The following is a 21,559-nucleotide window of genomic DNA, read 5'->3' on the forward strand; positions in this document are numbered from 1 at the left end:
CGATATTCAAGGCGAACATCCCTTTCAGTAAGCAGGAAGCGCGCCTTTTTTCCGGAGGCAAACCCGATAGAAAACGTATTTCTTGCACCTTCCGGTGCGTTTGGGGACGGCAAATATAACGTGATTTCACACCATGACAAGTCTTTTATTCCCTTTTCCTGAATATTTTTCTCAGAGACACGCTTTTCCCTCAAGCGGACGGTTCCCGCAATCCTGCCATGACAAAAAAAATCCCGTCCGTGCAAACCGGCGCACGAACGGGAAATGAAAAAAACGCAGACCGGCTCAGTTCTTGGGCGTCACCAGGCTGTGGCCGGACATTTCGGCGGGCTGCTTCAGCCCCATCAGGCTCAGCAGCGTGGGGGCCACGTCCGCCAGAATGCCGTCGGACAACTTCACCTCGTCCTTGTCTTCCGCCACGTAAATAAGGTCCACTAGGTTGGTGGTATGGGCCGTATTCGGAGAACCGTCTTCATTGCGCATGTGCTCGGCATTGCCGTGGTCCGCCGTGATGAGCAGCTTGCCGCCCAGCTCCAGAATCTTCTTCACGCACTTCTCCAGGGCATTGTCCACGGCTTCGCACGCGGCAACGCCGGCTTCCAGATAACCCGTGTGGCCCACCATGTCTCCGTTGGCAAAATTCATGATGATCACGTCGTACTTGTCTGCGGCTTCCACAAACTTGTCCGCCACTTCCTCCGCGCTCATCTGGGGCTTGAGGTCATAGGTAGCCACCTCGCGGGGGGAGGGAACCAGAATGCGGTCCTCACCGGGGAACTGCGTCTCCACGCCTCCGTTGAAGAAGAAAGTGACGTGGGCGTATTTTTCCGTCTCCGCGATGCGGAGCTGGGTCTTCCCGGCTTCCGAAACGATCTGGCCGAAAATATTGTCGAGCTGCTCCTGCTCAAACACGATGGGGGAGGGATACTTGGCGTCGTACTCCGTCAGGGTCACATAATGCACCTTCGGCTGCACTTCGCGGTCAAATCCGTCAAAATCGGAATACAGGAAGGCGTCGCTCATCTGGCGGGCTCGGTCGGCACGGAAATTGAAAAAGAACACCACGTCATTATCACGTACGCGCTGTTCGTTGCCATACGCGAAAATGCCGGGCTTCAGGAACTCATCCGTCTCACCCTTCGCATAGCACTGTTCCACATACTCGGCAGGAGAGCAGGAACACTGTTCGCCGCGGCCCAGAACGATGGCGTCCCACGCAAGCTTGTTACGGTCCCAGCGCTTGTCGCGGTCCATCGCGTAAAAACGGCCGATCACCGTAGCTATCTTGGCGCCGTAAGGCTTCACGGCTTCCTCAAGCTGGCGCATAAATCCGGCTCCGCTGGTGGGGGAACAATCGCGCCCGTCCGTAATGGCATGAATGCAAATATCGCGCACCCCCGCTTCATAGGCGTACTTGACGATGCCCGCCAAATGGTTGATGTGGCTGTGCACGCCGCCGTCGCTCACCAGGCCCAGCAAATGCAGGCGGGAAGAAACGGCCTGGGAAAATGCGGTTTTCAATACGGCGTTCTCACCCATCGAGCCGTCCTTGATGGCATTATCCACGCGGCAAAGATCCTGATACACCACGCGCCCCGCACCCAGATTCAGGTGACCTACTTCGGAATTGCCCATCTGCCCGTCGGGAAGGCCCACGTCTTCCCCGGAAGCGCCCAGCAGGCTGTGGGGATAGTTGGCAAGGAGGTAATCAGTAAACGGGGTATCAGCCAGAACAGTGGCGTCACCGTATTCTTTCGCGACATCAGGCCCCAACGGATTGCGGCCCCAGCCGTCGCGAATGACAAGAACGACAGGCTTTTTAGACATGCGCCTTACTTACAGGCATTCCCCTCTTTTGAAAAGCCTGAAATCAGGCATTCCTTCTCCGCCTCTGAAATAGCCTGCGGCTTGCCGCCCCGCCCGACCCGAACGACGACGTACCTTCCCTGCATCACGGGGCGTTCCGAATGAAACACCGCAAATTTCCATTCCAGGGAGCTGCTTCCCACGTGACCCAGGCTCAACTCAATGCTCAGCCAGTCCCCCAGCCCGGCGGAACTGGAGTAATCCACCTCCACATGCACGCGGGGCCAGCCGCAATCCGGGGAAAGCACCTCCAGCCCGCGGGAACGCAGGTACTCATGCTCCACTTCCTCCACCAGGCATAGCAGCCGGGTAAAATGGGCCACGCCGGAAGCGTCCGTATCGTGAAAGGCTACTTGGCGCGTTCTGACAAAAGGCATGCAGGGGTGATTTTCATTCATGCCGTTATCCTGCCCCCGTTTCCGGAAACATGTCCAGACGCAAATGTGCGACAATATGTCACATCCGCTTGATTTGCGACATACTTCCCTTTATACATAATGCAAGCCCGGAAGGGATACGGCGCCGCCATGAAGAAGGACACCATCGACAAGCTGATCGACCGCATCGACCATATCAAGGAGGAGGACCTCCAGCGCTTCTTCGTCAAGCTGGCGGAACAGCAGGGCTTCTTCCAGCAGGTATTCGAATCCATCCAGGAAGGGCTGATCCTGCTGGACAGCAAGGGAAAAATCCTGTTCGTCAACCAGGCGGCGCTCAAGCTCTTCGACAAGGAGCCCGAACACATCACGCCGGAGGACTTCTGCATCTTCCTGGGCCGCGACTGCTCCTGGAACACGGTCCAGCAAAGCCATACCGCCGTTTCCCGGGATGTGGAAATCTTCTACCCGGAGCACAAATTCCTGAATATTTTCATTTCCCCCATCGGCAATAAAAACCAGGGCCACCTGATCCTCATCCGGGACGAAACGCCCCAGCAGAAGCGCAATGCGGAAAACATTGAGGCGGAACGGCTCAATGCGCTGACCCTGCTGGCAGCCGGCGTGGCTCATGAAATAGGCAACCCCCTCAACTCCATCGGCCTCCATCTCCAGCTCCTCGCGCGGAAAGCAAAAAAACTGCCGCCGGAATACCGGAACGACTTTGAAGAACTGCTGAAAACGGCGGAAGGGGAAACCACCCGCCTGGACGTTATACTGAAACAATTCCTCCAAGCCATCCGCCCCACCAAGCCCATCCGGGAGCCCCACAACATTGAAGACATCATCATGGACGTCCTCAAACTGCTGGAACCGGAAATCCGGCAGCGCGGCATCCAGATCAACACGGAACTTCAAACCGGACTGCCCATCCTCAGCCTGGACCCCGTTCAGATCAAGCAGGTATTCTACAACCTGATCAAAAATGCCTATCAGGCCATTCCTCCGGCAGGGGGAACCATCCTGATCAAAAGCGGCTATACGGATGACAGCGTATTCGTCACCGTGGCGGACACGGGCTGCGGCATCTCCCCGGAAGTCATGGGCAGTATTTATGAGCCCTTCCTGACCACCAAATCCACCGGTTCCGGCCTGGGCCTGCTCATCGTCCGCCGCATCGTCAAGGAGCACGGCGGCTCCATCACCCTTGCCAGCCAGCCGGGCCAAGGAACCACCTTCACCGTATTCCTGCCGCGCGTGGAACGCACCATCCGTCTCCTGCCTCCCTCCGTGCCGTCATGAACATGCCCGTCCTGCTGATTGTCGATGATGAAAAACCCACGCGGGACGCCCTGCGCATGGGGTTTCAGGATGATTATGAAGTGTACACCGCCTCCAACCTCTCCCAGGCCGTCACCCTCATGCGGGAGGAATCTCCGGACCTGGTACTCACGGACCTGAGGCTGGGAGGGGAAAACGGCATGGACGTGCTCAAATCCGCCGCCGCCCTGTCCCATCCTCCCCAAAGCATCATGATGACGGCCTACGGCTCCGTGGATGCCGCCGTGGAAGCCATGAAACAGGGAGCCTACGACTTCGTCACCAAGCCCCTGAATCTGGACGCCGTGGAAATGGTGCTCAAACGCGCCCTGCATACCCGAAATCTGGAAACCGCCAACCAGGAACTCACCTCCCGCATCCAGGCTGACTCCGGACTGCAAAAACTGTTGGGCCGTTCTACCGCCATGGAGCATGTATTCTCCATGATACGCCAGGTAGCCCCCAGCAAAACGACGGTGCTCATCGAAGGCGAAAGCGGAACCGGGAAGGAGCTCGTGGCCCAGGCCATCCATTCCCTCTCTGGAAGGCCGGAAAACAAATTCGTGGCCGTCAACTGCGCGGCTCTCTCCCCCCAGCTTCTGGAAAGCGAACTCTTCGGCCATGAAAAAGGCTCCTTCACCGGCGCCGCCCAACGGCGCATCGGACGCTTTGAACAGGCGGACGGGGGCACCATCTTTCTGGATGAAATCGGGGAAATAGACGCAAGCACGCAGGTCAAGCTGCTGCGGGTGCTTTCCGAACGGACGATAGAACGGGTAGGCTCCAACACGCCCATTCCCGTAAATGTCCGCGTCATCGCCGCCACGAACAAATCCCTGAAGCAACTCGTCCAGGAAGGCAAATTCCGGGAAGACCTCTACTTCCGCCTGAATGTGGTTCACATCCAGATGCCTCCACTCCGTGACCGCAGGGAAGATGTAGCTCTGCTGGCGGCGGCATTCCTCAAGGAATTCGCACGGGAAAACAACAAAGAACTCAAACCCCTTTCCCCGGAAGCCCTTCACGCTGTAAGGAACTACCTCTGGCCCGGTAACGTTCGTGAGCTGCGCACGGCCATGGAGCACGGCGTGGTCATGTGCAACTCGGACCGGATAGAACTCCAGCACCTCCCTCCCCAGCTCCAGGCGGCATCGTCTCCCCCGGTTGCGGGGAAGACCTCCGGGGACCCGCCCCCGGACAATGGGAACAACACACAGAATGGGCTTGTCCCGCACGGGGTTTTGAATTTATCCTTGCTTGAACGGAACGCTATCCGGCAGGCGCTTGCCCAATCCAACGGCAACAGAACGGCAGCGGCTCTTCTGCTGGGCATCAGCCGCCGCACGCTTCAACGCAAATTACAAGAACTCCAAGACATATGAATCCGCCTAACACAGGCTCCCGCGCACCGTTCTTCATTGTTCTCATCCTGTTGCTGGTCATCACGGGGGTTCAATTCTTCTTCAACTTCCGCGGCCTGTCGTCGGACGCCGCCATGGACCAGGCCCAGATCGCCCGCAACGTAGCGCGGGGAGAGGGCCTGACCACCCACAGAATCCGCCCCATCCAGCTCATTGCGGACAGCAGCAAATCCGGACTCAACCCCCTCCTTTCCGACGCCCAGCTCCGGGAACAGGAGGCCATTCTGGCAGGTCAGGGGAAAAGTCTGGTAGATGCGGAAAATTTTTCTCCCTACAAGCTCCGGGACACGCGCTACGCTCCGCTGAACATTCTGGTGGAAGCGGCCGTATTTAAACTGGCGGGCATACACAACTACGAACTCTGGAAAATGACCGGAGACTCCATGATCTACCTGCCGGACCGCATCGTGGCCGCCGTCTCCGCCATCTTCTTTATCCTTTCCGTCCTGAGCTGCTACTACGTGCTCCGCAGAATGTTTGACACCACCATCGCCGGCTTCACCTGCCTGACGATGATCTTCAGCAATCTGTTCCTGCAATATGCCACCAGCGGACTTCCGCAAATGCTCATGCTCTTCTTCTTCACATGGGGCGTTCACTTCCTGTACACCGCACTGGTCAATGACCAGGAAAACCGCAAATTCCTGTGGCCCATTGTCTTCAGCGCCATTTGCTTTTCCTGCGTCTGCCTGACGGGATGGATCGGCCTCTGGCCCATGGCCGGCTTCCTGCTCTTCGTGGGCATCCGCTTCAAGCCGCACGGTCTCTACTGTCTTCCCGTCCTGGTGATCCTGCTGCTCTTCCTGGCCTATCCCGTCTATATAAACAAAACCACCAGCGGCAGCATCTTCGGGACCGCCTTCTATACCATCTGCACAGGCCTTCTCGGTTCGGAAAGCACAGCCATGAAGGCGCTCGTCTTCGGAGACATCCCCATCGGCGCACAAACGGCCGTCATATCCATTATCAACAACATCATTACCCAGGGAAACATTCTTTATGAAAACCTGGGGCATCTCCCCCTAGCCCTTGTCTTTCTGCTGGCCCTGCTGCACACATTCAAAAAGAAACCCGTCAACCAGGCCAAATGGGGCATCTTCTCCATGTGGTGCCTGGCTACGGTGGGCATGGCCCTGTACACGGCCAACAAGACGGAAATCTCCATTGGACAAATCCAGATACTCTTCTCCCCCTTCTTTACGGCATTTGGTACGGCATTCGTTCTCAATCTGATTGCCAGGCATTCCAAGGAAGCGGCTCCCGTCCTGCGCGGCGGCGTCCTTCTCCTGGCGCTGCTGGTCACGGCCCTCCCCCTCCTGCTGAACCTGCCCCAGATTGTGCGGGTCGGCATCCTGACGGCCCACCGGGGCATTCCCGCATGGCCTCCGTACTATCCGCTGGGCATCAGCCAGGAAGTGCGCAACCAAACCCAGGCCGGGGACTTCATCCTCACGGACCAGCCGGCGGCCGTCAGCTGGTACGCGGACAGAAAAACCCTTGATATCCCCAGCCTTGTCTCCCATTTCACCACGCTGGAACGCGTCCTCTCATTCCACGGCGGCAAGGTAGGCAGCATCCTGGTCACTCCTTCTTCCACCATGGGTAGGGACATACGGGCCGTATCCGGCTATTACGGGGAATTCGCGCCGCTCGTTCTGGAAGGCTCCATCCTCGGCCAGACGAGGGACAAAAACCCCGTATACATATTCAACCACAGCGGCGCCCTCTCCAAACTGGCCGAGCGCTTCGGCCAGTCAGACTCCCGCCAATTCATCATGGGCGCGGACATGATCCTTTACAGGGACCTTCAGCAACCCGGTCCCGCACATCAAGATTAACCAATCCATATGGCTAAACAACGGAAAAACTCCCCCGGATTTGAAGAATCCGTAGCCCGCCTGGAAGAAATCATCAGGCTGACGGAAGCCCCCGTCACAGAGCTGGAAGACATGATCGCCCTCGTGGAAGAAGGCAACAAGCTCATACGCCACTGCCGCGGCATTCTTCACAATGCGGAACTTCGCATCCAGACCCTCAGCAACCCGGAAACCGCCCAGGAAGAACAGGACGGTGCAGAACCAGACGACCCAGACACTAATGAATTCTCCCTCACCTGAATTGCCGGAACTGCTGGGCAGCATACATAACCATGCGGACCTGATGAAAATCCCGGAGGCGGAACTCCCCCGGCTGGCTGAAGAAATCCGCTCCACCCTGATCCAGTCCCTTGCCGTCACCGGCGGCCATCTGGGCCCCAACCTGGGAGTGGTGGAACTAAGCATCGCCCTCCACCGCGTCTTTGAAACGCCCCGGGACAAAATCATCTTTGACGTTTCCCACCAGGCCTATGTCCACAAAATGCTCACAGGCCGTGCCGAGCAAATTCATACCATTCGCCAGTACCAGGGCCTGTCCGGATTCGCGAAAATGTCGGAATCCCCCCATGACTCCTATGGGGCGGGCCACGCGGGCACGGCCCTCTCCGCAGCGCTGGGCATGTGCGCGGCCCGCGACCTCAAAGGGGAAGACTACCACGTGGTCGCTGTCGCCGGAGACGCAGCCTTCACCTGCGGCACCACACTGGAAGCTCTCAACAACATCAGCCAGACCACCAGGCGCTACATCACCATTCTGAACGACAATGAATGGGCCATTGACAAAAACGTGGGAGCCCTGGCCAAATACTTCAACTCCCTGCAAACCTCGGAAACCTTCTCCTGGCTGAGGGACAAGACCGCCTCCTTCATTGAAAAACTGGGAGGAACCCAGGCCAAGGAATTCGCATTCAAGCTGGAAGACACCACCAAAAACCTCATCTTCCCCTCCCTGCTGTTCAACAAATTCGGCCTGCGCTACTTCGGCCCCCTGAACGGGCACGACATCCCCACGCTGATCCGCACGCTGAACTACATCAAGGACCTGAACGAGCCCGTCATCCTGCACATAGTCACCCAGAAAGGACTGGGCTACCAGCCCGCCCTGGACAACCCCACCAAATTCCACGGACTGGGCTCCTACTGCGTGCACGACGGAGAAACGCAGGGCTCCCCTACGCCCACCTTCTCCCAAATCTTCGGCTCCACGCTGGTGGACATGGCGAAGCAGGACGAATCCATCACGGCCATCACGGCGGCCATGGCCAGCGGAACCAAGCTGGACCTGTTCAAGGAAGCCTTCCCCAAACGCTACTTTGACGTAGGCATCGCGGAAGAACACGGCGCCCTGTTCGCCTGCGGCCTGGCGGCGGAAGGCATGAAACCCTACGTAGCCATCTACTCCACCTTCATGCAGCGCTGCGTGGACATGATCCAGCATGATGCGGCCCTTCAAAAACTCCCCGTGCGCTTCTGCATGGACAGGGCCGGACTCTCTCCGGACGACGGCCCCACCCACCACGGCCTGTTTGACATCGCCATGATCCGCAGCATTCCGGACGTCGTCTTCATGCAGCCCAAGGATGAAGCGGAATTCGTCCACATGCTCCGCACCATGAACCACTACCAGAACGGCCCCACCGTCATCCGCTATCCCCGGGGATGCGGCTCCGGCGTACCCCTTCCCGCCACGGCGGAAATCCTGCCCATCGGCAAGGCGGAAGTGCTTCAAACAGGAAACGACGTCCTCCTCGTATCCTTGGGCACCATGATCGGAATCGCCCGAGACACGGCCACGCTCCTGGAAGAACGCGGCTACAGCGTCACCCTGGTCAACGCCCGTTTCATCAAGCCGCTTGACGACGAATGCATCCGGCTCCATGCCTCCCGCAGCAAAGTGATCTGCACCTTTGAAGACCACTCCATCCGCGGCGGATTCAACTCTGCCGTCCTGGAATCCCTGGAAGCCGGAGAAATCACCATTCCCGTGGAAGCTATCGCATGGCCGGACCAATTCATCGAACACGGCTCGGAATCCATTCTCAGAAAAAATATGGACTCACGGCGGAAGCCGCGCTACAAAAAATTATTCCTCATTTGACTCCCAATCCTCAATGAAAGCCTTCATCCTTCTCATCGCAGCCCTGACATTTGCCGTACCCCACGCTTCCTCCCAACAGCCGGAAGCCACTGCACCAACACCTGCCTGGGTTCAGAAATTCAACACCCTGCCGGAAGAAACCAGGAAACAATACATCGGAAAATTCCAGGAGGCCGAACGATTCTTTGCACAAAAAAGAACCTTGGAAAGCCTCTTCTCCCTCCTGGAACTGGAAAAAATCTTTGACGGCAACCCCGGATTGTACAACCTCCGCGGCGCCTGCTACATTGAAATCCGCAACATTGAAAAAGCGTTGGAAAACTTTGAAAAGGCGCTGAAACTGGACCCGGAAAACCTCACTGTCCAATTCAACCTGGCGGAAGCCCTCTACGTGAGCCACGACTATGCCAAGGCTCTGAAAGCCTTCACGGAACTCCTGCCCCATTTCAAGGATACGGACAAAAACGGCATCATCCCCCTCCTTCAATTCAAGCGCTACATCTGCGCCCGCAAACTTGACAACCAGCCGCTCGCCAAAGAGCTGGAAGGTCTTTACGGCCCCATGGACGACACCCCTTACTACTACTGCATCCAGGCAGTCATGAAATATCTGGGAGGCGACCAGAATGCAGCCCAAGAACAGGTACTCTCCGCCTTCCGCATCTACCAGGGAACCAGCGCCCTCCAGGCCTTTACGGACGCCATGACAGAGGCCGGCATCCTGCCCTCTCCCTACGGGCAAACCGTCCCAAACCAGCCTGAAAAAACAGGGCTGGAAAAATCCCGTTCATGAATACGGACGCCACCGTACTCAAGCTCTACCCGCTGGGGGAAAACGGCCTGATCGTCGTCTGGTGCTCCGAAGAAGGCATCATCAGAACGGCGGCCAAGGGAGCCAGAAAACAATCCAGCCCCTTTGCCGGACGGCTGGACCTCTTTTACCAGTGCCGCATGCAGTGGACTCCGGCGAAAACGGGCGACCTGCACACGCTGACCACCGTGGACCTCATTTCCCCGCGCCTTTCCCTCCGTGCAGACTACTCCCGGCTCTCCGCGGCAGGCTACTTCGCGCGCCTGTTCCTCCAAATGCTGGAACCGGACACGCCCATTCCGGAATTCTACGATCTCCTGCAAAGGGCATACGCCTATCTGGAAAAAAACGTGCCTTCCGTGCGGGCGGTCCTCCACTTTGAACAGGAACTCGCCCGGCTGCACGGCATTTCCCATCCCGGAATTCCCGCACACGTCATTCTGAAATCCCACTTCGGCAAACTGCCTCCGCAGCGGGAAAGACTGCTCAGGGAACTTGAACCGCAGAGCGATCGACCGGAATGAGGCAACCTCTTTCCGGACACATCCCATGCCGTCCGGACATGCGCCCGCCCTCAGGCGGAAATGGATTGTGGTGTCCACATGATTGACTTGTCTCCAGGCTTCGGGCAGAATAAACCGCACGTTTTTACTGCATGAAAATCTTTGACAGATACATTGCCCGACAATTGCTGGGAGTGACGGTCCTGGGGGTAATGTCCCTGAGCGCCCTGCTTCTGCTGGGGAACTTGTTCAAGGAACTGCGTCCCCTCCTGGTGGAAAGCGGAGCCCCATTCACCATCGTCATGGAATTCATCTTCCAGGTCATTCCCTTCTCCCTGATGTTCTCCATTCCCTGGGGCTTCCTCACTGCGGTACTTCTGGTGTACGGACGGCTGGCCTCAGACAATGAACTCACCTCCATGCGCATGGCGGGCATGAGTCTGTGGCGTTTGAGCGCTCCCGCCCTCGCCATCGGCATTGCCCTTTCCGGCCTCTGCTACTGGATCAACATAGACCTGGCACCCCGTGCCAAGCAGGCCATCTCCGAACTGCTGATCAAAGCCGCCTCCATCAACCCGGAGGGACTGCTCCGGGAAGGCCAGGCCATCACCAAATTCGATAACCAGGAAATCTACATTGACAAGCATGTACCGGAGGAAAAGCTTATCTACGGCATGCATATCTACCAAAAGGCCTCGGACAAATCCCCGGCCGTAGCCATGCATGCGGAACGCGTCACCTACCATTTTTCTCCTGAAAAAAAGATATTTGACCTTCATCTGTTCAACACCCTTGTCACCACGCAGGAAAAAAACGGAATTTCCAGAAGCGTGGTCGTGGATGAAATGCCCAGAAGCATCAGCACGGACAGGCGCTCCGGCCGCCGCATCAAGGCCAACCGATTCACCAACGAGGAAATCAGGGAGGCCCTCAACACTCCCGGCTACCTGGATGAAAGGCAAACGCGGGAATTCGCCACGGAACTTCCCAGGCGCGCCTCCTTCTCCCTGGCCTGCATCGTCTTTGCCCTCATCGGCGTGCCCCTGGCCATCAACACCCGGCGGAAAGACACTTCCACGGGATTTGCCATGGGGATCCTGATCGCCTCCCTCTACTTTGTGGCGCTCATCTTCGCGGACCTGTCCCGCAAAAGCGGAACCGTGCTGCCCTATATCCTGCTGTGGCTCCCCAACGTCATCACGATAGCCGTCGCCCTCTACCTTCACAATAAGGCCAGGCACAAGGGGTAAGGCTTCTAAGGGGCCGTCTTCCGTTGGCGCGGAATTGTCTTTAACTGCCTGGAACGTTCCCGTATCATGGCGCGCATGCAGCACGTCCCCACCATTGCGATCGTAGGCAGGCCCAACGTCGGGAAATCCGCCATATTCAACAGAATGGCGGGCAGGCGCATTGCCATCGTGCATGATGAACCGGGCGTCACCCGCGACCGCATCAGCGCACCCTGCAAAATCACGGACCATGCCTGCAAGCTCATGGACACCGGCGGCATCGGAGCCCGGCTGAGCGATGGCTTTGCGGAACAGGTAGCCGCAGAGGCGGACATAGCCATGAAAACGGCGGACCTGATCCTCTTCGTCCTAGACAGCCGGGACCACCTCACCCCTATTGACCAGAGCATCGCGGACCATCTCCGCAAATCGGAAGTACCGGTCATGCTGCTTCTCAACAAGGCTGACCACGAAAAACAGGACCTCAACCTGGGTGAATTCTCCGGACTCGGTTTTAATGACTACATCTTCCTCTCCGCCGCCCATGGCCGGGGCTTCTCGGAACTGGCCTCCAGACTGGACTCCTTCCTCAAGCAGGCAGGCGCGCCCCTGAAAGAAGAAATGGAGGAAACTCCGGTGGAAGACGCGGAAACGGCCCCTCCCATCAAGGTGGCCGTCGTAGGCCGTCCCAATGCGGGCAAATCCTCCCTGGTCAACGCCATCCTTCAGGACAGGCGCACCATCGTCTCCGACGTAGCGGGAACCACCCGCGACGCCATTGACATTCCCTACCTCCACGACGGCCAGCCCTACGTCCTGATTGACACGGCCGGAATGCGCCCGCGCTCCCGGCGGGACACATCCGTGGAAGTATTCTCCGCCATGCGCAGTGAAAAAGCCATCCGCCGGGCGGATATCTGCCTGCTGGTCATCGACATCGCGGCGGGCATCACGCAGCAGGACCGCCGCATCGCCGGTATCATCGCGGAGGAAGGAAAACCCTGCATCATCATCGTCAACAAATTCGACCTCTTCCACCCCAACGCCCCGCGCAAGGAGCGCATGGCGGAAGTAGAGGAACAAGTACGCAGGGAGCTCTTCTTCATCAACTACGCGCCATTCATCACCACCTCCGCGAAAAAATCGGAAGGCATTGAAATCATCTTCAAGGTCATCACGCGCATCCGCCGGGAATCCGCGGCGCTCCCCACCACGGGACAGCTCAACCGCCTCATCCAGCTCGCCCAGCAGATGAACCCGCCCGGCACCTCCAGCGGCTCTGCCAAGCGGCTTAAAATCTACTATGTCACCACGGCCGTGGACCCCAAATACAGCACCATTCCGGTACCGCGCTACGTCCTCTTCGTCAATGACAAAAACCTGCTTACGGACAGCTATTCCCAATACCTGCGCAACAAAATCCGGGAAAACTACCCGGCCCCCGGCATTCCGGTCATCTTCTCCGCCCGTTCGCGCGTGCGCAACGACTAACCTTTCCCCCTCTCCGGCATGCTTTCCGTCAGGAACCTCAGCGCCTCCTTTCATACCAGGGCGGGCATCGTCAGGGCGGTAAGAAACGTATCCTTTGATGTAGCGCCCGGGGAAACGCTCGGCATCGTGGGGGAATCCGGCTCCGGAAAATCCGTCACCTGCTACTCCATGATGGGACTTATCCCCATGCCCCCGGGCCGCATTGAAAGCGGTTCCGCCATGCTGGACGGAACGGACCTGCTCCAATGTTCGGAAAAAGAACTTCGCTTCATCCGGGGCAGACGCATCTCCATGATCTTCCAGGACCCCATGACCTCCCTCAATCCGTATCTGACCGTCGGGGAGCAAGTCGCGGAACCGCTCGTCATCCATGAAGGAATAAACAAAAAGGAAGCGTGGGCCAGAGCCCTGGAGCAGCTCTCCCTTGTCGGCATACCGGACCCGGAGCAGCGCATGAACGCCTACCCGCACCAATTCTCCGGAGGCATGCGGCAGCGCGTCATGATCGCCATGGCCCTGATCACCAAGCCGGAAATCCTCATCGCGGACGAACCAACTACCGCACTGGACGTTACCGTTCAGAAACAGGTGCTGGACCTGATCAAAAAACTCCAGCGGGACATGGGAACCGCCGTCATCCTCATCACGCACGACCTGGGAGTAGTGCGCCAGTATGCGGACCGCATCAACGTCATGTACGCGGGCAGCATCGTGGAAAGCGCCTCCTCCGGGGAACTCCTGGAACATCCCCGGCACGCCTATACAAAAGCTCTGATGAAATCCATCCCTGGCCAACACGCCAAGGGAGCCCCCCTTTACACCATTCCCGGCCTGCCTCCCAACATGACGCACCCCTCCTGCGGATGCAGCTTCCGCCCCAGAAACACCTTGGGCAAACCGGAACTGTGCCTGAAAGACCAGGAACCGGAACTGGCGGAAATATCCCCCGGCCACTGGGTACAAAACTGCCCGGGCTGCCTGGCCGGAAATTAAAATTCTGGAAAAATTGAAGAATTTATAGAGAATTTTAGAGATCATGGGGAATTCCCATCCTACCCCTATCACCCCTATCACCCCTATCACCCCTATCACCCCTATCACCCCTATCACCCCTATCACCCCTATCACCCCTATCACCCCTATCACCCCTATCACCCCTATCACCCCTATCACCCCTATCCTTCACCGCCCTCCTCATCCGGCTCATCCTTTCCCTCATCCCTCCTTCTCTGAGAAACTTCCCCTCCAAAAACTCAAGCTGCCTCATTAACAAAAACTTGGCCTGAAAAATCAGGCAAATCGCCATATTGGCTATCACTTCCGGTGGCCGCGTCCGTGCCAGATCCAGAAAATAATCCCGGTCCACGGTCTTGTCCGCTCCTTTTTTCCTGACAAACTGCGCTTCCCGGGAATCCTTCTCCCACAAGAGAAACTTCCTCACCCTCAAAAAATCTTCATAATCCACCAGCAATTCATCCAGACTGGCTCTGGCGACATTTATCAACTTGATCTCCATCTCCAAAGATGTCAGCCCCGCCTCCTTGCCTTCTGCAATATTCTGCTTCCCTGAGCGGGCGGCTTGAACCATCGGATCCACTGTTCTGTCGCGGCACGACAAATATGTTTTGCAAAAATAATACGTCAAATCATAAATCTGTTCCGCTTTCTGGTAGGAAAGAAGAGAGCGGTAATCACCGGACGGACGCAGCAGGGAGGCCATAGGCCCCTATCTTAAAATCGAGAACACAAATACTCAATATTTTTATAAAAATTCCCAACACACACGCCGTCCACCAACACATAATTGGCCTGAACGGCCACGGACATCATCAATCTACCGGAAGCATCGGGTCCCATCTTTCCCCAGTGAATCAGAGGCAGGTACTGCCCCCGGAAAGACCTGTAGGCGCTGGCTACCTGCGTAAACGGCATCCATGGAAGACAACTGAACACGGCAATATCCGTCCGGTGGCAGGGATTCGCACGGGCGGGTTCACCCTTGGCCGCCTGAATCAACGGAAGGGCATGTTCCAGAAAACCGGACAGACTGTCCCGGTACTCCACAACAATCTGGGAAAACTCCCCGGCGGCGGCCAGAACCGGAACCAGGGCATCCACGGACTCATACTCCCACACGTCCCCGTCCTCCACCCTCTGCCGAAACTGGGGCACCTCATTCAGTGCCTTCAGCAGCACAAACAGGCACACGGCGAAAAAGGACAGCCCATTCTCCCTCGCATAACGGTACAGCGCATCCACCCTGACGGGAAACGTAATGGAAAACATCGGGCAGTCAAAAGTCTGGAAATACTCGTAATGTGACTTTCTAGACCATGAATCTACGTCAATCTTCTTTTTCATACCGTCTTTGTGAAGGCGAAGGCCCATGCTGATTTTTGCCTGTCTTCTCCGTCAGCAATATGGTGAAAAGCACGGACAACGTCCAGAACATCAGCCACGCCTACGAGCTCAAAAACGACTCCCCCATCAGGCTGTCCAATGGCAACACACCGGAAAAATCACCCCTAACCATGCCGCTACCGGCAACGCGCCGCTCACCCCGGCATCGTGAAAACGCCTGCATCCCAGAGAAAAATAAAACCATAAAATAATAGGCAGCCCACAAACGGCAGCGTCTCAAACCACCTAGGAATTATAAGAAAGAAAACCACCAAGCCGGGGCAAAACTCCTGTGGAAAACCGATACGCTCAGGTAGTCTCCTTACGGGAGGAACATATGAACAAAATATCGTCAAGCGTCAGGAACAGAACCAGCAATATAACAGCTTTCTCCACTTTCCCGACGGCTTATTCTACCAACATCCGGCCTTTCAAAAGGCTTTAAATCACTTGAATTGTCCAATGCACTCACAATGCTTTCCCGACGCTCCGCCCTCTCTAACCCTCAACTCCGGAGACAACGCCCCATAGCGGACTTCCCGAACCGGAAAATCCAGTACTGAAGGGCCGTGCGACTCGCCGTCGGAAGTACGGTAATAGTACCGTTTCATTCATTCCCTCCTCCTTTCAGGATAGAACCAACCGTGCCTTACATCTCCGGACGCGGGCCGTACCTGTTTTCCCCCTCCATACCGCGGAACATTCCCAGCAGCGCAACAATCCAGGTCAGGGACAAAACGATGATGACTAAGGAGACCACGACTGAAACAACAGCCACACATGCAAGTGCTGGGGAAATGCCCGGATAATGCATCATTCCGGTCCTGGGGATCAATATCCCCGCATGTTCCAGCAGCCACGGTATCAGCCAATTACCTGCATAAGACACGACGGGCAGCGCAAAGACACAATACCCGGGCAGCGATAAATCATGCAATCTTCTCCAGCAGAGGGAAAAAGATTGAATGACAACCAGCAGACATAACAAAACACCAATGGTCCCTCCGGTGAAAAAGACAACGGACTCGCCCACCTTCCCCGGAAACAGGAACGCCAGCATCAATCCGCTCAATAGCGGCGCGGCCACTAATGCCAGACAATCCGCCAGCGTCATGGACAGGAAAACAAGCAGGCATTCCTGCTGCGAAGCCCGGCCTTCAAGCACGAATGCCATTTTCCAGGACCGACGATAATAATACCACAACTGTTTCCAGCGCGACATCCGGGCGAGCTCTTCCGGCGTTACGGACATGACATCCAAGGGCCAGCCGGCGGAAGTATTCCCTTGAACGACCTCCGCGAGAGAAATCCACTCGCCGCTGTTTTCAGAGCGGACCATTAGAGAATCCGGCAGGCCACCCCACTTCACTTCACGGACCAGAAAATCCAACTCTGCAGGACCGTGCAATTCGCCGTCGGAAGTATGGTAATAATATTTCATTTCCACAGGTATGAAAATACCATACTTATCTGAAAAACAACTATCAATAACTTTTCTTCCAACATCTGCGTCCGGCCCGGACGCCTCTATTCTCCAGGAACGTCCAGCATCACTGCCAGCCTCAGGAATCTGCGTTCCGCTCCGCCTGCGCCTATCTCCGGAACATCATGGAATTCTCCGGGAACAGTGACTTCATAAGACTCTGTCCAATCTTTCAGATTGGAGGAAGCTTCCACTTTCAGGGAAATCCCGACGGCCTCCTCATTGACCGGCCACGTCATCAGAAGGCGGTTACCCTTCTCGGAAATACTGACCGGACTGCCGGCCGGCTTCAGGGGATCCATTCCCGTAACATACTTCAACAGGTTGGGCACTCCGTCACCTGCGGCAGACTGTCCGGGTCCGGTCTGGGAATTGGAGGGGTCCCTGCCGATGATCTTGTCCTTCTTCCACTCATTCCACGTCAACTTCCCGCCTCTCTGTTCCACAAGAACATCTCTGGATGCCAAGAAGGAAGAAACGGTCAAGGCCGCAGTACGCGTGGAAACTCCGCCGTTGGCCTGCGCTGAAATGGAAATGGTTCCATTCCCATCCGTTCCCTCCACGGACTCAATGACCAGCCAATCGGCATTCTTTGTAGCCGTCAACCCAGCATCGCACGGAACGCACAGGGAGACTCCTCTTCCAGGGGAAAAGAAAAATGCAGCGTTATGCTGCGGGCAGACACACTTCCACTTGCTCCGTTAATCTTCAAACTGCGGCCAAACCCGCGGCTGCTCATGTCCACTATCTCCGCATCTCCGGCAGAAGCAGCAAAGAAACCATAATGTCTATCCAGGCTGGATATAGCCGTCGCGGGAAAGCTGTCAAACGTCTCTCCCTCCGCTGTAGAATTGATCCAATCATCCCCCGGCGCAGCGGAAGCGACGGTCCCGTAAACGCCAGCCAGCAGTACATGGTCGCCAGAACGGCAACCGCCAGCCACAGACGGCACCCAAGGCATCCCCTGTTCCAGAAAGGGGTAAAATCTGTTGGAAGAACCATATTAAAAATATGGTCCAGTTACTTTTGCCTCAAAGCAAGACACTTCCCCAGCCGCTTTAAAAGCGGCCAGTCCTCTAGCTCTCCCGTTGAAAAAACTACCGTTCGCCCGCTGAAAGCAAATCCGTCACGGAAGCCCTCTTCATGCGCCAGGCAGGCGCCAGGCAGGCCAATGTGGAAAGGGTCAGCACCAGAAGCACGGCATACCCCAGATGTGCCCAGGGCATCGTGATGGGAGGCGTAACAATGCCGAAGTGATAACCGTACTCCAGAATCTGGATGGAACACCAGGCCGCCAAAACGCCCAGCACCAGACTCATGATGACGGCACACAGGGAAATCATCAGCGTCTCCGCCCAAAGCATGCGCATCACCATCCCTCCCGGCACGCCGACTGCCCTCATCAGTCCGAATTCCCTCCGGCGGGATTGAACAGAGGCCAGCACGGTATTCAAAACCGCCAGCACGGCAATCACCATCATGATGATCGGAAGCTGACTCATGGTAAAAATCACGCTGTCCCCGCGGCTGGTGACGCTGCCGCCCAGGCTCTCCCGGGTCAGAGCCTTCACCAGCGGCTTCACGCCTTCCTCCCCTCCCGCCCGCTCGCGGGCCTTCATCAGGGCGAACTCGCCCAAATCATCCTGAAGAGCCACATTAGTCACGCCGGGAGCCGTATCCCCCCAAATGAACTGGAACCCCTGGTGGCCGTAATCCTCCTTGAGCCAGCGTTCATCCGCAATAGCTAGGGCGGCCACAAAACCGCCACGGCGCACGCGCATGCCGCTGGTCTTGGTCAGCCAGTGCCAGCCGGGGAAGGAGACAACGCCGGCCACCTTCCAGGGTTCCCCCTTCATGGCGGCGGAAGAAGCGCCGCCCCGCGCCCCGCGCAAACCGCCCTCAGACACATTCCCCGGGCGGTTCCCCCGGAAGGAAGGATTCACCAGCATCAAATCATCCCCCGCCTTCAATCCCACCGTCCGCGCGAACGTATCCGGAATCAGCAGGGAACGGTTGGACTTCAGCATGGCATAGGCCTCTTCCGGATTGCCGGAGACAAACACGGGCTGGAACAGAGGATCTTTCCCTTCCGCCATCTTCTCCACGGGAATGCCCGCCAGCACCACGGAACGGTTGCGCATGCCGGAAAAGCCGGGGCTCTTCATCTGTTCCGGGGAAATATCCGGTTCATCCACGTAAATGGGATACATCCGGGCACCCTTCAGGCTGGGCCGCGCCATCAACTCAGGCACGTCTCCCGGCCGGAACTCCGTGTGCAGGAAGGAAACCAGCGTTCCGGGCGTGGAAGAATCCGGAGAAAAAGGAACCAGCATGGAATATCCCCATGTCTGCACGGCCACAAACAGGGAAAGCCCCACGGACATGGACACCGCCGTTCCCACGGAACGGCTGAGATTGCGGCTGAGCTGGACTCTCAGGAAAGCATGGGGCACACGCAGAAAAAGCCCCGTCAGCCACGCTCCGGCCCATTCCGTGGCGCGGACAAAGGCCGGAGCCAGAAACAGAGCGCCGGCAACCAGGCCGGGATACCCCAGCCAGACGAACATCCATTTGCGGGTCTCCACCTCCAGTCCCGGAAAAAGCAGGGCGGCGGGCTGGAGCGCCACGCACGCAAGGCCCGCTAGGACGGACCACGCGGGAACACGGCTCACCTTCCCCATGAATCCGGCGGAAGGAACGGCCGCCTCCAGCGGAGACTGGCGGGAAGCGCGCCAGGCGGGAATCACGGAGGCCAGCAGAGCGCCGCCTACGGCGCACGCGGCCGCGACCAGTGCCGTCGTCCAGGTCAGGGAAGGCAGCGTGGAGGAACCTTCCTCCAGCAGGTACACCAGGCAGAACCCGGCGGCCAGGCCGCCCAGCAGGGCCGGAATGCACAGAAACAGGCCTTCCCCCACAATCAGCAGGGCAATCTGCATGCGGCTCATGCCGAGGGCGCGCAACAGGGCCAGCCTGCGCGTGCGTTCGCTGACACCGATGCTCAAGGTAGTGAAAATAATAAAAACGCAGGAAAAAAGAACGAGCCACACGGACATTTCCGCGCTGTCCTTCTGCTGGCGCACGGAACGGTCGCTGGAAAGCCGCTGGATGATGGAATCCGTATCCGCCACAGAGGCGGAAGCCTTGGACAGCTCCTCCCGGAAACTCTCCACAAACTCCTTCTTGTCCACCCCCTCCTTCAGGCGCACATAAATCAGATTGGGAACAAAAGGCCGCCCCGTGATCTTCTCACACACGCTTGCCGGAACGAACAGGGAGGAAAAAGCGGGACCGCCCCCCATGCCGCCCGGCCCCATGATGACACCGGGCGTTGCCTTTGCCTGCTTCACGATGCCAACGACCTTCACATCGTACACATGCGCACCCACGCGCACATTCATGACAGTACCTATGCCTGCGCGGAAATACCTGGCGCTTCCGCTTCCCAGCACCCCTTCCATGGCGGTGGAAGCCGCCATGTCGGGCCAGACGCCTTCCTCCAGGTCGTAAGGACATTCTGCGGCCAGGTTCCCCACCAGGATGGGACTTTGGGGCGGAATGCCCATGCGGTCGCGCGTCTGCTCGTCAAAACTGCCGCGTTCATTCGCACAACCGATCTGCAGGCGCGGAACCTGGCAGGCGGCATTGACGGACTCCACCAGCGGAGAGGCCGACAGGCGCGCGGCCAGTTCCGGATCGGCAAACCGGGGCTGCCCCCCGGGAGGCAACGGTCCCCTGGGCGCTTCCGGCACCAGGCAAAGGTCGTAACTGCCCATGTAGGCCTCGGCATCGTTGTCGAACTCCTTGACCAGCGTATCATAGCTCCCCATCATCCAGACGATGAGGCTGACGGAAACGAGAATGGCAAACACGCTGACGGCCACGCGCCCCCGGTTGGCCAGCAAATCCCGCCAGATCAGTTTGGGCAGCGGCGTCATAAGGCGTCGTTCAGCGTGCGTTCATAAAAGGAGGAAAGTTCCACGGGACCGGGAAACTCCGTCGTGGGCCTGTCGTCCACAATGCGGCCGTCCTTGAGCACGATCACGCGGTCAGCCCACATCGCCACGTCCGGCGCGTGCGTCACCAGCACGAAGGCGCAGCCCTGCGTGCGGTGCAAATCCTGGAACAAATCGCCCATGAGGCGGGTGTTTTCGGAATCCAGATTACCCGTAGGCTCATCCGCCAACACCAGGGCGGGTTCGGAAATCAGGGCGCGGGCAATCGCCACGCGCTGCTGCTCCCCGCCGCTGAGGGTATCCGGCATGGCATGACGGCGGTGGGACAGCCCCACCTTCTCAATCATGGCGTCCAGCGCGGCGGCGGAAACCCTGCGTCCCCCCGCCAGGGAAGGCAGCAGAATATTCTCTTCCACGCTCAGGGTGCCCACCAGGTTGAACATCTGGAAAATGAACCCTACGCGGTCCCTCCGGTACACCGTCAAGGCGGCATCGGACATGGAGCCGATATCCCGGCCATCCACCACCACGGAACCTTCATCCGGAGAAAGCAGCCCCCCCAGGATATTCAGCAGGGTGCTCTTCCCGGAACCGCTCGCGCCCATGACGGCAACGAACTCTCCCTGGGGAACAGCCAGGCTGATATCTTTCAGCACCGTTACCTCCCCGGTGCCGGACTTGAAACTGCGCTTGAGGCGGCTGACGGAAATAACGGGAGAGCTCATGGCGG

Annotated in this window: 18 protein-coding genes; 10 read left to right on the forward strand and 8 right to left on the reverse strand. The window is 57.8% G+C overall.

Features of this window, described 5'->3' with window-relative positions; all coding sequences use genetic code 11:
• Positions 1-285: 285 nt before the first annotated feature.
• Positions 286-1,827 (reverse strand): 2,3-bisphosphoglycerate-independent phosphoglycerate mutase, encoded by a 1,542-nt coding sequence (gene gpmI, locus OQH67_RS02920; RefSeq protein WP_215437067.1) that lies wholly within the window; start codon positions 1,825-1,827, stop codon positions 286-288.
• Positions 1,828-1,832: 5 nt separating this feature from the next.
• Complete coding sequence (locus OQH67_RS02925) at positions 1,833-2,264, reverse strand: acyl-CoA thioesterase (RefSeq protein WP_215437070.1); 432 nt, start codon at positions 2,262-2,264, stop codon at positions 1,833-1,835.
• A 129-nt stretch (positions 2,265-2,393) separates the two neighbouring features.
• Between OQH67_RS02925 and OQH67_RS02930 the strand changes: the two genes are divergently transcribed.
• From OQH67_RS02930 to OQH67_RS02975, 10 genes are all read left to right on the forward strand, one after another.
• A complete protein-coding gene (locus tag OQH67_RS02930; protein WP_067571043.1) occupies positions 2,394-3,545 on the forward strand; it encodes a sensor histidine kinase in 1,152 nt (383 codons plus the stop codon).
• Positions 3,542-4,945: a sigma-54-dependent transcriptional regulator gene (locus OQH67_RS02935; RefSeq protein WP_215437073.1), complete on the forward strand. Its 1,404-nt coding sequence runs from the start codon at positions 3,542-3,544 to the stop codon at positions 4,943-4,945. Before OQH67_RS02930 ends, OQH67_RS02935 begins: the two co-directional genes overlap by 4 nt.
• Positions 4,942-6,822, forward strand: a complete 1,881-nt coding sequence (locus tag OQH67_RS02940) for an ArnT family glycosyltransferase (RefSeq protein ID WP_215437074.1) — start codon at positions 4,942-4,944, stop codon at positions 6,820-6,822. The genes OQH67_RS02935 and OQH67_RS02940 overlap by 4 nt, the downstream gene beginning before the upstream one ends.
• A 9-nt stretch (positions 6,823-6,831) precedes the next feature.
• A complete protein-coding gene (gene xseB / locus OQH67_RS02945; RefSeq protein ID WP_067570868.1) occupies positions 6,832-7,101 on the forward strand; it encodes an exodeoxyribonuclease VII small subunit in 270 nt (89 codons plus the stop codon).
• On the forward strand, positions 7,082-8,959 hold the full coding sequence (gene dxs / locus OQH67_RS02950) for a 1-deoxy-D-xylulose-5-phosphate synthase (RefSeq protein WP_265145615.1): 1,878 nt from the start codon (positions 7,082-7,084) through the stop codon (positions 8,957-8,959). The genes xseB and dxs overlap by 20 nt, the downstream gene beginning before the upstream one ends.
• A gap of 13 nt (positions 8,960-8,972) precedes the next feature.
• Complete coding sequence (locus OQH67_RS02955) at positions 8,973-9,752, forward strand: tetratricopeptide repeat protein (protein ID WP_215437080.1); 780 nt, start codon at positions 8,973-8,975, stop codon at positions 9,750-9,752.
• Positions 9,749-10,294, forward strand: coding sequence for a DNA repair protein RecO (gene recO / locus OQH67_RS02960; RefSeq protein WP_215437083.1), 546 nt, complete (start codon positions 9,749-9,751; stop codon positions 10,292-10,294). Before OQH67_RS02955 ends, recO begins: the two co-directional genes overlap by 4 nt.
• Positions 10,295-10,425: 131 nt before the next feature.
• A complete protein-coding gene (locus OQH67_RS02965; RefSeq protein WP_215437085.1) occupies positions 10,426-11,523 on the forward strand; it encodes an LptF/LptG family permease in 1,098 nt (365 codons plus the stop codon).
• A 66-nt stretch (positions 11,524-11,589) separates the two neighbouring features.
• Complete coding sequence (gene der, locus OQH67_RS02970; protein ID WP_251828203.1) at positions 11,590-12,993, forward strand: ribosome biogenesis GTPase Der; 1,404 nt, start codon at positions 11,590-11,592, stop codon at positions 12,991-12,993.
• An 18-nt stretch (positions 12,994-13,011) separates the two neighbouring features.
• A complete protein-coding gene (locus OQH67_RS02975; protein WP_215437088.1) occupies positions 13,012-13,986 on the forward strand; it encodes an ABC transporter ATP-binding protein in 975 nt (324 codons plus the stop codon).
• 34 nt (positions 13,987-14,020) lie between these two features.
• On the opposite strand, the gene OQH67_RS02980 is transcribed toward OQH67_RS02975, so the two are convergent.
• The 6 genes from OQH67_RS02980 to OQH67_RS03005 form a co-directional block, all read right to left on the reverse strand.
• Complete coding sequence (locus OQH67_RS02980; protein ID WP_215719980.1) at positions 14,021-14,713, reverse strand: four helix bundle suffix domain-containing protein; 693 nt, start codon at positions 14,711-14,713, stop codon at positions 14,021-14,023.
• An 11-nt stretch (positions 14,714-14,724) separates the two neighbouring features.
• Positions 14,725-15,354, reverse strand: coding sequence for a CatA-like O-acetyltransferase (locus OQH67_RS02985; RefSeq protein WP_215435725.1), 630 nt, complete (start codon positions 15,352-15,354; stop codon positions 14,725-14,727).
• Positions 15,355-16,042: 688 nt separating this feature from the next.
• Positions 16,043-16,834: a DUF805 domain-containing protein gene (locus OQH67_RS02990; RefSeq protein WP_215435723.1), complete on the reverse strand. Its 792-nt coding sequence runs from the start codon at positions 16,832-16,834 to the stop codon at positions 16,043-16,045.
• Between the two features lie 86 nt (positions 16,835-16,920).
• The gene (locus tag OQH67_RS02995; RefSeq protein ID WP_215435722.1) at positions 16,921-17,481 is read right to left on the reverse strand and encodes a BACON domain-containing protein; all 561 of its coding nucleotides are present in this window, start codon (positions 17,479-17,481) and stop codon (positions 16,921-16,923) included.
• A 492-nt stretch (positions 17,482-17,973) separates the two neighbouring features.
• Complete coding sequence (locus OQH67_RS03000) at positions 17,974-20,811, reverse strand: ABC transporter permease (RefSeq protein ID WP_215435721.1); 2,838 nt, start codon at positions 20,809-20,811, stop codon at positions 17,974-17,976.
• Positions 20,808-21,554 (reverse strand): ABC transporter ATP-binding protein, encoded by a 747-nt coding sequence (locus OQH67_RS03005; RefSeq protein WP_215435720.1) that lies wholly within the window; start codon positions 21,552-21,554, stop codon positions 20,808-20,810. The genes OQH67_RS03000 and OQH67_RS03005 overlap by 4 nt, the downstream gene beginning before the upstream one ends.
• Positions 21,555-21,559: the final 5 nt, after the last annotated feature.

Origin of the sequence: Akkermansia biwaensis, assembly GCF_026072915.1 — a bacterium.
In the GTDB taxonomy this organism is placed as follows: Bacteria; Verrucomicrobiota; Verrucomicrobiia; order Verrucomicrobiales; family Akkermansiaceae; genus Akkermansia; species Akkermansia biwaensis.

Coding starts and splice junctions, on each gene's coding strand:
- gpmI (WP_215437067.1), bottom strand. CDS start 1,827: ATGTCTAAAAAGCCTGTCGTTCTTGTCATTCGCGACGGCTGGGGCCGC.
- OQH67_RS02925 (WP_215437070.1), bottom strand. CDS start 2,264: ATGAATGAAAATCACCCCTGCATGCCTTTTGTCAGAACGCGCCAAGTA.
- OQH67_RS02930 (WP_067571043.1), top strand. CDS start 2,394: ATGAAGAAGGACACCATCGACAAGCTGATCGACCGCATCGACCATATC.
- OQH67_RS02935 (WP_215437073.1), top strand. CDS start 3,542: ATGAACATGCCCGTCCTGCTGATTGTCGATGATGAAAAACCCACGCGG.
- OQH67_RS02940 (WP_215437074.1), top strand. CDS start 4,942: ATGAATCCGCCTAACACAGGCTCCCGCGCACCGTTCTTCATTGTTCTC.
- xseB (WP_067570868.1), top strand. CDS start 6,832: ATGGCTAAACAACGGAAAAACTCCCCCGGATTTGAAGAATCCGTAGCC.
- dxs (WP_265145615.1), top strand. CDS start 7,082: ATGAATTCTCCCTCACCTGAATTGCCGGAACTGCTGGGCAGCATACAT.
- OQH67_RS02955 (WP_215437080.1), top strand. CDS start 8,973: ATGAAAGCCTTCATCCTTCTCATCGCAGCCCTGACATTTGCCGTACCC.
- recO (WP_215437083.1), top strand. CDS start 9,749: ATGAATACGGACGCCACCGTACTCAAGCTCTACCCGCTGGGGGAAAAC.
- OQH67_RS02965 (WP_215437085.1), top strand. CDS start 10,426: ATGAAAATCTTTGACAGATACATTGCCCGACAATTGCTGGGAGTGACG.
- der (WP_251828203.1), top strand. CDS start 11,590: ATGGCGCGCATGCAGCACGTCCCCACCATTGCGATCGTAGGCAGGCCC.
- OQH67_RS02975 (WP_215437088.1), top strand. CDS start 13,012: ATGCTTTCCGTCAGGAACCTCAGCGCCTCCTTTCATACCAGGGCGGGC.
- OQH67_RS02980 (WP_215719980.1), bottom strand. CDS start 14,713: ATGGCCTCCCTGCTGCGTCCGTCCGGTGATTACCGCTCTCTTCTTTCC.
- OQH67_RS02985 (WP_215435725.1), bottom strand. CDS start 15,354: ATGAAAAAGAAGATTGACGTAGATTCATGGTCTAGAAAGTCACATTAC.
- OQH67_RS02990 (WP_215435723.1), bottom strand. CDS start 16,834: ATGAAATATTATTACCATACTTCCGACGGCGAATTGCACGGTCCTGCA.
- OQH67_RS03000 (WP_215435721.1), bottom strand. CDS start 20,811: ATGACGCCGCTGCCCAAACTGATCTGGCGGGATTTGCTGGCCAACCGG.
- OQH67_RS03005 (WP_215435720.1), bottom strand. CDS start 21,554: ATGAGCTCTCCCGTTATTTCCGTCAGCCGCCTCAAGCGCAGTTTCAAG.